This is a genomic window from Citrobacter freundii complex sp. CFNIH9 (assembly GCF_002903305.1).
GTDB classification, from domain to species: Bacteria; Pseudomonadota; Gammaproteobacteria; order Enterobacterales; family Enterobacteriaceae; genus Citrobacter; species Citrobacter portucalensis.
The window spans coordinates 3,697,149-3,708,681 of sequence record NZ_CP026238.1 but is presented as its reverse complement, the minus strand read 5'-3'; the positions used below and the strand labels follow the sequence as shown (position 1 = coordinate 3,708,681).

10 protein-coding genes are annotated in these 11,533 nt (G+C 52.3%); all 10 read left to right on the top strand.

Annotated features, from left to right (window positions below; all coding sequences use genetic code 11):
- Positions 1-16 precede the first annotated feature (16 nt).
- The 10 genes from ndk to C2U43_RS18920 all read left to right on the top strand — a co-directional run bounded on the left by ndk (position 17) and on the right by C2U43_RS18920 (position 11,461).
- Complete coding sequence (gene ndk / locus C2U43_RS18970; protein WP_003037710.1) at positions 17-448, top strand: nucleoside-diphosphate kinase; 432 nt, start codon at positions 17-19, stop codon at positions 446-448.
- A gap of 251 nt (positions 449-699) precedes the next feature.
- The gene (locus C2U43_RS18965) at positions 700-1,866 is read left to right on the top strand and encodes a bifunctional tRNA (adenosine(37)-C2)-methyltransferase TrmG/ribosomal RNA large subunit methyltransferase RlmN (protein ID WP_008785455.1); all 1,167 of its coding nucleotides are present in this window, start codon (positions 700-702) and stop codon (positions 1,864-1,866) included.
- A gap of 283 nt (positions 1,867-2,149) precedes the next feature.
- Positions 2,150-3,148, top strand: a complete 999-nt coding sequence (gene rodZ, locus C2U43_RS18960; RefSeq protein WP_032944208.1) for a cytoskeleton protein RodZ — start codon at positions 2,150-2,152, stop codon at positions 3,146-3,148.
- A gap of 26 nt (positions 3,149-3,174) precedes the next feature.
- Positions 3,175-4,293 (top strand): flavodoxin-dependent (E)-4-hydroxy-3-methylbut-2-enyl-diphosphate synthase, encoded by a 1,119-nt coding sequence (gene ispG / locus C2U43_RS18955; protein WP_003037720.1) that lies wholly within the window; start codon positions 3,175-3,177, stop codon positions 4,291-4,293.
- A gap of 110 nt (positions 4,294-4,403) precedes the next feature.
- Complete coding sequence (gene hisS / locus C2U43_RS18950; protein WP_103285636.1) at positions 4,404-5,678, top strand: histidine--tRNA ligase; 1,275 nt, start codon at positions 4,404-4,406, stop codon at positions 5,676-5,678.
- Positions 5,679-5,691: 13 nt separating this feature from the next.
- Positions 5,692-6,312, top strand: a complete 621-nt coding sequence (locus C2U43_RS18945; RefSeq protein WP_003835172.1) for a YfgM family protein — start codon at positions 5,692-5,694, stop codon at positions 6,310-6,312.
- 10 nt (positions 6,313-6,322) lie between these two features.
- Positions 6,323-7,501, top strand: coding sequence for an outer membrane protein assembly factor BamB (gene bamB, locus C2U43_RS18940; RefSeq protein WP_008785453.1), 1,179 nt, complete (start codon positions 6,323-6,325; stop codon positions 7,499-7,501).
- Positions 7,502-7,619: 118 nt separating this feature from the next.
- Entirely contained in the window at positions 7,620-9,092 is a 1,473-nt protein-coding gene (gene der / locus C2U43_RS18930; RefSeq protein WP_003835168.1) for a ribosome biogenesis GTPase Der, read from the top strand.
- Between the two features lie 205 nt (positions 9,093-9,297).
- Positions 9,298-10,551: a tyrosine-type recombinase/integrase gene (locus tag C2U43_RS18925; protein WP_103285635.1), complete on the top strand. Its 1,254-nt coding sequence runs from the start codon at positions 9,298-9,300 to the stop codon at positions 10,549-10,551.
- A 97-nt stretch (positions 10,552-10,648) separates the two neighbouring features.
- Entirely contained in the window at positions 10,649-11,461 is an 813-nt protein-coding gene (locus C2U43_RS18920; protein ID WP_103285634.1) for a hypothetical protein, read from the top strand.
- Positions 11,462-11,533: the final 72 nt, after the last annotated feature.

The following is an 11,533-nucleotide window of genomic DNA, read 5'->3' as shown; positions in this document are numbered from 1 at the left end:
CATTACAGAGGTTATCATGGCTATTGAACGTACTTTTTCCATCATCAAACCAAACGCGGTGGCAAAAAACGTTATTGGGAGCATCTTTGCGCGCTTTGAAGCAGCAGGGTTCAAAATTGTCGGCACTAAAATGCTGCACCTGACCGTTGAGCAGGCACGTGGCTTCTATGCTGAGCACGATGGCAAACCGTTCTTTGACGGTCTGGTTGAATTCATGACCTCCGGTCCGATCGTTGTTTCTGTTCTGGAAAGCGAAAATGCCGTACAGCGTCATCGCGATCTGCTGGGCGCAACCAACCCGGCGAATGCGCTGGCCGGTACTCTGCGTGCAGACTATGCTGACAGCTTCACCGAGAACGGTACTCACGGTTCCGACTCCGTTGAGTCAGCGGCGCGCGAAATCGCCTATTTCTTTGGTGAAGGTGAGGTTTGCCCGCGCACTCGCTAATAAGCTCGTGGGGTAGGCCGGATAAGCATTTGCGCATCCGGCACTGTTTTGCCTGATGGCGACGCTGATGCGTCTTATCAGACCTACGTTCTTTCTTTACATATTATTTTCGCTAATGCTTCGTGCAAACGTGGCATCCCTGCGCCAGACTTTGTACAATGCAACGCCCCGGAAGAGCAGATCGCTTGCCGGGGCGTTTCTTTTTAACCCTCCACGGGCCACAACGTGTAACAACGAGGCCGGAAAAAATTATGTCTGAATTAGTTAACACCTCTGAAGTCGTCATTCCTGCGGTTCCAAATAAAAATGGAAAAATTAACCTGCTGGATCTGAACCGTCAGCAAATGCGCGAATTCTTCAAAGAGATGGGCGAAAAACCGTTTCGTGCCGATCAGGTCATGAAGTGGATGTACCACTATTGCAGCGACAACTTTGATGACATGACTGACATCAACAAGGTGCTGCGTAACAAGCTGAAAGAAGTGGCTGAAATTCGCGCCCCGGAAGTGGTGGAAGAGCAGCGTTCTTCTGACGGTACGATCAAATGGGCTATCGCAGTTGGCGATCAGCGCGTTGAAACGGTGTATATCCCGGAAGACGATCGTGCGACCCTGTGTGTTTCTTCACAGGTCGGGTGCGCATTAGAGTGTAAATTCTGCTCTACGGCGCAACAGGGCTTTAACCGTAACCTGCGGGTATCGGAGATCATTGGTCAGGTCTGGCGCGCGGCGAAGATCGTCGGTGCGGTAAAGGCTACGGGCGTGCGTCCTATTACCAACGTGGTGATGATGGGGATGGGTGAGCCGCTGCTCAACCTGACCAACGTGGTTCCGGCGATGGAAATCATGCTCGATGACTTCGGTTTTGGGCTGTCCAAGCGCCGCGTCACGCTCTCCACCTCAGGCGTTGTCCCTGCGCTGGATAAGCTGGGTGATATGATTGACGTCGCGCTGGCGATTTCTCTGCATGCGCCGAACGATGAAATTCGTGACGAAATTGTACCTATCAACAAAAAGTACAATATCGAAACATTCCTTGGCGCGGTTCGTCGTTATCTGGAGAAGTCCAACGCTAACCAGGGTCGTGTAACCATTGAGTATGTGATGTTAGATCACATCAATGATGGCACTGAGCACGCGCATCAGCTGGCAGAACTGCTGAAAGATACGCCGTGTAAGATCAACCTGATCCCGTGGAACCCGTTCCCGGGCGCGCCTTATGGCCGTAGTTCTAACAGCCGTATCGATCGTTTCTCCAAAGTGTTGATGAGCTATGGTTTCACTACCATCGTGCGTAAAACACGTGGTGATGACATCGATGCAGCCTGCGGTCAGCTGGCGGGCGACGTTATCGACCGTACCAAGCGTACTCTGCGTAAGCGTATGCAGGGCGACGCTATCGAGATTAAGACCGTTTGATGTTGGCGCACTACGGTATAATTCCTGTACCGTAGTGCAAGGTAAGCCATATGAGGTTTTTTGTTGTCGTCGTCAGGTCAATAATAACGGTGCGTTTTTGTCGACTTTAAGGCAGTATGTAACGGCGTAACAAGTGTTTAGCCCTCAGGTTTACGCCGTTTTGTCATTGATAGTCTGACCGTTTTATACTGTCTGACGAAGGTTAACTGACCAGATGTTTCGCGGTGTGGGTGAGCATTGTGGCTCGCCGGCATCAGAACCCAAATTTACGCAGCTGTAGCGAATGAATACTGAAGCCACGCACGACAAAAATGAAACACTATCCACCGGCGTTCGTCTGCGCAATGCCCGTGAACAACTCGGATTCAGCCAGCAGGCAGTCGCGGAGCGACTTTGCCTGAAGGTCTCCACGGTACGCGATATTGAAGAGGATAAGGCGCCAGCCGATCTTGCTTCAACATTCCTGCGCGGGTATATCCGTTCTTATGCGCGTCTGGTGCATATTCCTGAAGAAGAACTGTTGCCAGGGCTGGAAAAACAGGCTCCGATTCGACCAGCTAAAGTCGCACCGATGCAGAGCTTCTCGCTCGGCAAACGTCGTAAGAAACGTGACGGCTGGTTAATGACCTTTACCTGGCTGGTACTGTTTGTCGTTGTCGGACTGACTGGTGCCTGGTGGTGGCAGAACCATAAAGCGCAGCAGGAAGAGATCACCACTATGGCCGATCAATCCTCTGCTGAGCTGAATGCCGGTAAAGAGGGGGCGCAGAACGTACCGTTAGATACCAGCGCAGCAGCAGGGCAGGATACCCCTCCGGCTCCTGACGATGGTGCGGTAGCGGACGCAGCGCCAACGCCAGACGTTGCTGCGACCCCGGCACCCGCCGCTGATGCGCAACAGAACGCCGTTGTTGCCCCATCTCAGGCTAACGTCGATACCGCAACTGCAGCGCCAACAGCGCCAGCTACAGCGGCTCCTCTGCCGACCGATCAGGCAGGTGTGACTACACCTGCAGCCGATCCTAACGCGCTAGTGATGAACTTTACCGCCGATTGCTGGCTGGAAGTAACCGATGCGACCGGTAAAAAACTGTTCAGCGGGATGCAGCGTAAAGACGGCAATCTAAACCTGACCGGTCAAGCGCCGTACAAACTGAAAATTGGCGCCCCGGCGGCAGTGCAGATTCAGTTCCAGGGTAAACCTGTCGATCTGAGTCGTTTTATCAGAACTAACCAGGTTGCGCGTCTGACCGTTAATGCCGAACAATCACCGGCTCAGTAACAGACGGCAATGCGGGAGATTTTTTAATGCATAACCAGGCTCCAATTCAACGTAGAAAATCGACACGCATTTACGTTGGGAACGTGCCGATCGGCGATGGTGCGCCCATCGCCGTACAGTCTATGACTAACACGCGTACCACGGATGTGGAAGCGACGGTTAATCAGATTAAAGCGCTGGAACGCGTAGGCGCAGACATTGTTCGTGTCTCTGTACCGACAATGGATGCCGCAGAAGCGTTCAAGCTTATCAAACAGCAGGTTAACGTCCCGCTGGTTGCCGATATTCACTTCGACTATCGTATCGCGCTGAAGGTAGCGGAATACGGTGTTGATTGCCTGCGTATTAACCCAGGTAATATCGGCAGTGAAGAGCGTATTCGCATGGTGGTGGATTGCGCTCGTGATAAAAATATTCCTATCCGTATCGGCGTCAACGCCGGATCGTTGGAAAAAGATCTGCAGGAAAAATACGGCGAACCGACGCCGCAGGCGCTGCTGGAATCCGCTATGCGCCATGTGGATCACCTCGATCGTCTGAACTTCGATCAATTCAAAGTCAGTGTTAAAGCGTCTGACGTTTTCCTCGCCGTAGAATCCTATCGCCTGCTGGCGAAACAGATCGATCAACCGCTGCATCTGGGGATCACCGAAGCCGGTGGCCTGCGTAGTGGTTCGGTGAAGTCCGCGATCGGCCTTGGCCTGCTGTTATCTGAAGGGATCGGCGATACGCTGCGTGTTTCTCTGGCAGCCGATCCGGTGGAAGAGATCAAAGTGGGTTTCGATATCCTGAAATCGCTGCGCATTCGCGCGCGCGGGATCAACTTCATCGCTTGCCCAACCTGTTCGCGTCAGGAGTTTGACGTTATTGGTACGGTTAACGCGCTGGAGCAACGCCTGGAAGATATCATTACGCCAATGGACGTTTCGATCATCGGTTGCGTGGTAAACGGTCCTGGTGAAGCGCTGGTTTCTACGCTGGGCGTGACGGGCGGTAACAAGAAAAGCGGCCTGTATGAAGACGGCGTGCGTAAGGACAGACTCGATAACGACGATATGATTACGCAGCTTGAAGCCCGCATCCGTGCTAAAGCGAGTATTCTGGACGAAGCGCGTCGTATCGACGTGCAGCAGCTTGAAAAATAACAACGTGATGGGAAGCGGCGTGCTTCCCGTGTATGATTGAACCCGCATGGCGCCCGCATTGTTCGGGTTAGCGCTGAGGGTTCATTTTTATATTCATAAAGAGAATAAACGTGGCAAAAAACATTCAAGCCATTCGCGGCATGAACGATTATCTGCCTGGCGAAACCGCCATCTGGCAGCGCATTGAAGGCACTCTCAAAAACGTGCTCGGTAGCTACGGTTACAGTGAAATCCGCTTGCCGATTGTAGAGCAGACCCCGTTATTCAAACGCGCGATCGGTGAAGTTACCGACGTGGTTGAAAAAGAGATGTATACCTTTGAGGACCGTAATGGCGACAGCCTGACGTTGCGTCCTGAAGGGACTGCGGGCTGCGTACGCGCCGGCATCGAACATGGTCTCCTGTACAATCAGGAACAGCGTCTGTGGTATATCGGGCCGATGTTCCGCCACGAACGTCCGCAGAAAGGACGCTATCGTCAATTCCATCAGCTGGGTGTCGAAGTATTTGGCCTGCAAGGCCCGGACATCGATGCGGAGCTGATTATGCTGACCGCTCGCTGGTGGCGCGCGCTGGGTATTTCTCAGCATGTTAGTCTTGAGCTGAACTCAATCGGTTCGCTTGAAGCCCGCGCTAACTACCGTGATGCGTTGGTCGCCTACCTGGAACTGCATAAAGAGAAACTGGACGAAGACTGCAAGCGTCGTATGTACACCAATCCGCTGCGCGTTCTCGACTCCAAAAACCCGGAAGTACAGGCGCTGCTCAACGACGCGCCTGCACTGGGCGACTATCTTGATGACGACTCTCGCGAGCACTTCGCGGGCTTGTGCAAACTGCTGGAATCCGCAGGCATTGCCTACACCGTCAATCAGCGTCTGGTTCGTGGTCTTGATTACTACAACCGCACCGTATTTGAGTGGGTCACCAGCAGCCTTGGTTCTCAGGGCACCGTGTGTGCCGGTGGTCGTTACGACGGTCTGGTAGAGCAACTTGGCGGTCGTGCAACGCCAGCCGTGGGCTTTGCTATGGGGCTGGAACGACTTGTTTTGTTAGTTCAGGCAGTTAATCCGGAATTTAACGCAGATCCTGTTGTCGATATATACCTGGTTGCTTCAGGGGCGAACACGCAGTCGGCGGCAATGACGCTTGCAGAACGTCTGCGCGATGAAGTTCCTGGTGTGAAACTGATGACAAACCACGGTGGCGGCAACTTTAAGAAACAGTTTGCCCGTGCCGATAAGTGGGGCGCCCGCGTTGCACTGGTACTGGGCGAGTCCGAAGTGGCTGACGGTACTGTTGTAGTGAAGGATTTGCGCTCTGGTGAGCAAACGGCAGTAGCGCAGGATAGCGTTGCCGCGCATTTGCGCACTTTACTGGGCTAAGGAGAAGGACAGCGTGGAAATTTACGAGAACGAACACGACCAGGTTGATGCGGTAAAACGCTTCTTTGCTGAAAACGGCAAGGCGCTGGCTGTTGGGATCATTTTAGGGGTTGGCGCGCTGGTTGGTTGGCGTTACTGGACCAGCCATCAGACGGAGTCCGCACGCTCTGCTTCTTTGGCATATCAAAATACGGTGACTGCGGTTAGCGCGGGTAAACCGGACAGCATTCCTGCCGCTGAGAAATTTGCTGCAGAGAATAAAAATACCTACGGCGCGCTAGCTTCATTGGAACTTGCGCAGCAGTTTGTTGACCAAAATGAACTTGAGAAAGCCGCAAGTCAGCTGCAACAGGGCTTGGCTGCGACCAGCGATGAAAATCTCAAAGCGGTGATTAACCTGCGTCTGGCTCGTGTTCAGGTTCAGCTTAAACAGGCTGATACCGCGCTGAAAACACTCGACACCATTAAAGGTGAAGGGTGGACGGCCATTGTTGCCGATCTGCGCGGTGAAGCGTTGCTGAGCAAAGGCGACAAACAAGGTGCGCGTAGCGCATGGGAAGCGGGTGTGAAAAGCGATGCCTCTCCTGCTCTGAGCGAAATGATGCAGATGAAAATCAATAATTTGTCCATCTGAGAGGGACCCGATGCAATTGCGTAAATTACTTCTGCCAGGGCTGCTTTCCGTTACCCTATTGAGCGGCTGTTCACTGTTTAGTGGCGAAGAAGATGTCGTTAAGATGTCCCCATTACCGGTGGTTGAAAACCAGTTTACTCCGTCTACGGAATGGAGCACCTCCGTAGGTAACGGTATTGGTGATTTCTATTCCAATCTTCACCCTGCGCTGGCGGATAACGTTGTCTATGCAGCCGATCGCGCTGGTGTAGTGAAAGCATTGAACGCAGGCGACGGTAAAGAAGTCTGGTCTGTGAATCTGGGTGAGAAAGACGGCTGGTTCTCCCGTGCATCTGCACAGCTTTCTGGCGGTGTAACCGTGTCCGGCGGACATGTTTACATTGGCAGCGAAAAAGCACAGGTTTATGCGTTGAATACCAGCGACGGTACCACCGCATGGCAGACGAAAGTCGCCGGTGAAGCGCTGTCTCGTCCTGTTGTGAGCGATGGCGTAGTTTTGATCCACACCAGCAACGGCCAGTTGCAGGCATTAAACGAAGCTGATGGCGCCATCAAATGGACCGTTAACCTTGACATGCCTTCCCTGTCTCTGCGTGGTGAATCCGCTCCGGCAACCGCCTTTGGCGCAGCTATTGTCGGCGGTGATAACGGTCGCGTGAGCGCCGTGCTGATGCAGCAAGGCCAGATGATTTGGCAGCAGCGTATCTCTCAGGCGACAGGCCCAACGGAAATCGATCGTCTGAGCGACGTTGATACCACGCCGGTTATCGTCAATGGCGTTGTTTACGCGCTGGCTTATAATGGTAACCTGACGGCGCTGGATCTGCGCAGCGGTCAGATTATGTGGAAACGCGAACTGGGCTCGGTGAATGATTTCATCGTCGATGGTAACCGTATCTACCTGGTTGACCAGAACGACCGCGTACTGGCGCTGACCACCGATGGCGGCGTGACGCTGTGGACGCAAAGCGATCTGCTGCACCGTCTGCTGACGTCCCCGGTATTGTATAATGGCAATCTGGTCGTCGGTGATAGCGAAGGCTACCTGCACTGGATTAACGTTGACGATGGTCGTTTTGTTGCCCAGCAGAAAGTCGACAGCTCAGGTTTCCTGACCGAGCCGGTCTCTGCTGATGGTAAACTGCTGATCCAGGCGAAAGACGGTACGCTGTACTCCATTACGCGTTAATCGTCCCGGCCGCTCGCTTTGAAAAACGGCTCCTGGTGCAGGGGCCGTTTTACTGTTTTTAACAACGGGGCAAAAAATGTGCCCGTTGTCTGATGATTTTTTAAATGAGGCTTTAAACATGGTACCTGTGGTCGCGCTTGTCGGGCGCCCTAACGTTGGCAAATCCACGTTATTTAACCGTCTAACTCGCACCCGAGATGCGCTGGTTGCGGATTTCCCGGGTCTGACTCGTGACCGTAAGTACGGTCGTGCGGAAATTGAAGGCCGTGAGTTTATCTGTATTGATACCGGCGGTATTGATGGCACCGAAGACGGTGTTGAAACCCGTATGGCGGAACAGTCGCTGTTGGCTATCGAAGAAGCAGACGTTGTGCTGTTCATGGTGGATGCGCGTGCTGGCCTGATGCCTGCGGATGAAGCTATTGCTAAACATCTGCGTTCGCGCCAGAAACCGACTTTCCTGGTCGCCAACAAAACTGACGGACTCGATCCTGACCAGGCGGTTGTTGATTTCTACTCATTGGGTCTGGGTGAAATTTATCCGATCGCGGCGTCCCATGGTCGTGGTGTTCTCAGCCTGCTGGAGCATGTTCTGCTGCCGTGGATGGATGACGTTGCTCCTCAGGAAGAAGTGGATGAAGACGCAGAATACTGGGCGCAGCTTGAAGCCAAAGAAAACGGCGAAGAAGAGCCTGAAGACGATTTCAACCCGCAGGATTTGCCGATTAAACTGGCAATCGTCGGCCGTCCGAACGTAGGTAAGTCCACGCTTACTAACCGTATTCTCGGCGAAGACCGCGTGGTGGTTTACGACATGCCGGGAACCACGCGTGACAGTATTTATATTCCGATGCAGCGCGATGAACGCGAATATGTGCTCATCGATACCGCGGGCGTGCGTAAGCGCGGCAAAATTACCGAAGCGGTAGAAAAATTCTCAGTAATCAAAACGCTGCAGGCAATTGAAGATGCCAACGTGGTGATGCTGGTGATTGACGCGCGTGAAGGGATTTCCGATCAGGACCTGTCGCTGCTGGGCTTTATCCTCAATAGTGGGCGCTCACTTGTTATCGTTGTGAACAAGTGGGATGGCCTGACGCAGGAAGTAAAAGAGCAGGTCAAAGAGACGCTGGACTTCCGTCTGGGCTTTATTGATTTTGCGCGCGTACACTTTATCTCAGCTCTGCACGGTAGCGGCGTGGGTAACCTGTTTGAATCGGTCCGTGAAGCATACGATAGCTCTACACGTCGCGTGAGCACCGCGATGCTGACGCGCATCATGACCATGGCAGTAGAAGATCATCAGCCGCCTCTGGTGCGTGGTCGTCGTGTGAAGCTGAAATATGCCCATGCCGGTGGTTATAACCCGCCAATCGTGGTGATTCACGGCAACCAGGTCAAAGACCTGCCGGATTCCTACAAGCGCTATCTGATGAACTATTTCCGCAAGTCTTTGGACGTAATGGGGACGCCGATCCGTATTCAGTTCAAAGAAGGGGAGAACCCGTTTGCGAACAAACGTAATACATTGACGCCGACTCAGATGCGTAAGCGTAAGCGTTTGATTAAGCACATCAAGAAAAGCAAATAAAGAATCAGCAAGATTCACCAGAAAGCACCGAATTCTCAAAGCCCGCATATGCCGGGCTTTTTTGTTATCAGGGGCTATCATAACGACGCAACAGAACGCATAATCCATGTGTACCCAAAGGTGTACCCTGCATTGTAATGACTTTGAATGGTTACAACCTTGGGTGGCTTTGGGTACATCCTTGGGACAAATTCAGGTGCGCGTTATGCCAAAATTAACTGACATCCAGATCCGGGCATGGATAAAGTCCGACGAGCGGTTTGAGGGGAGGGCAGATGGGAATGGCCTTTACCTCAGATATCGGGCTGCGGATAAAAGCCCTAACTGGCGCTTTCGTTACCGGTTCGCCGGCAAGGCCCGGGCTATGCTGATTGGCTCATATGCAGATTTACCGCTTGCGCGTGCCCGCGAGATTGCAAAGGAGTTATCTGCTCGCGTATCCCTTGGGTATGACGTAGCCGGTGAAAAGCAGGAAAGGAAGGCTGAGGCGCTGGCGAAGATAGAAGCAGAGAAGAACGCCATCCACGTTTCAGAATTAGCCGCAGAGTATTACACCCGTCAAATAGAGACCACTTACAAACACCCTGAGCTTTTCCGCAGCAGCCTGCAAAAGAATATCGTGGCACTGATCGGGAAGATGAAGGTGGAGGATGTGCGCCCTCGTCATATAGACACCATCCTGCAGGATGTCCTGGAGCGCGGATCCCCAACCGTTGCCAATGATGTTCTCCGAATGCTCAAGCGCCTGTTTGATTACGCCGTAGTGAGAGGGATGATTGAGGTTAACCCAGCCATTTCTTTTGGTTCAAAGGATGCTGGCGGCAAGGAGAGTGGGCGTAAGCGGGCGCTTAGCCGGGAAGAGTTGATTATGTTCTTCAAGGCTCTGCGGCGCGGACGGGGAATCAGCCGCGAGAATGAGCTTACGTTTAAAATAATCCTCGCGCTGGGCGTTCGCAAAATGGAATTGTGTGCTGCCGAATGGGCCGAATTCGACCTTGATAAAGGTGTGTGGCAATTGCCTGGAGAGCGCGCAAAGAACGGTGATGATATTGATATCCCGTTAGCGCAGCCGGTAATTGAGTGGATTAAAGAGATCCGCCTGTTTGCTGGAGATAGCCGCTGGCTTATTCCGGCCCGTCGCGCCAGAACCACATCCCACGTTAGCCGGGCCACCCTGAATATGGTAATGCCGTCCGTACTGAAAGAGATGGCTGACGTTGAACCGTTCAGCATTCACGATCTGCGGCGAACGATGCGCACTCAGATGGCGGCAATAGGTATTGACCCGGTGATAGCAGAGCGCTGCCTGAATCACAGAATACCTGGCGTACAGGGCATCTATAACCGACATGAGTATTTCGATGAACGCAAGGCGGCATTGGCGCAATGGGCTGATCTGCTGGTGGCACTGGAAAGCGGTGAAGACTACAACGTCACACCGATAAAAAAAGCGAATTAACCGAACAGATTGAGCCTAGCCCGACGGGGCGAAAAGCGGGAAGCCTTACCGCCTGGCTCAATTCTTTTAAGGCCAATCGTGTGAAGGCGGCGAGTTTATGAAGAAGAATGTTTGGCAAGAAAAGGGAATACCTGTCTTACCTAAAGCACCTGTTCCGCGTGTTTGTGACTTAATCGGGTGTGAAATGCAGGATCTGCTCACGTTATGCTCCTATGGCATGATTTGGATTAAAAGGAAGATCAGCGAGGAGCCAGCAAGGGCAAGGATTTTATGTGATAAGGCATTTGAGGAAAGGGCTATAGAATTACTGAGTACGCCACCTTTCAGTAGCCTATCTCTTGGGTATGAAGGGATTAACATTCATATCCTTTCAGAGCCCAAAAAAGTTGAAGATTATCCCCGCACCCATCATTCCCTTTTGGAGTTTGAGGTTAAAGCTTCTGGCGAGTACATCTTAAAGCCTCTCGGCTATATGATTTCTAAGCTAACTATCGAAGCAGATCCATCCGTCTTAATTAAGTTCACTACCCACCCGAAGCTTAGTTATCTTCAAGTGGACCTTAAGAATCGAAGCCAAGTTTTAGCTGATGAGCTGTGGATCGACAGGGAAGATATCGAGAATTTATATGCTTCCAAAATTAGTGGTGAAATTATGCAGTCGAAGATATTTCCCGAGCACAACTCAGATGGCGCAGTGATAGATATTAATCTTGCCCGGGTGACAGCAAAGCAAACCACCGTGATTGTCTCACTGCTGAAGGCTGTCGGAGTAACAGATGAAGAGTTGAAAGGCAGCACCCCAAGACTATTGGCAAAACTCCAGAATATAGCCGCAAAGAACGGGATCGACTTCCCTGATATTGACCCTAAGACGTGGAGGGAGTGGCTTTCAAGGGAGGGGGCGAGGTAGTTTTCCAGTAACCTCCGGGAGTTTTTATTTTCTCCCCCACTAATGCCGACTAAAAATGTTCAATACCCGTAA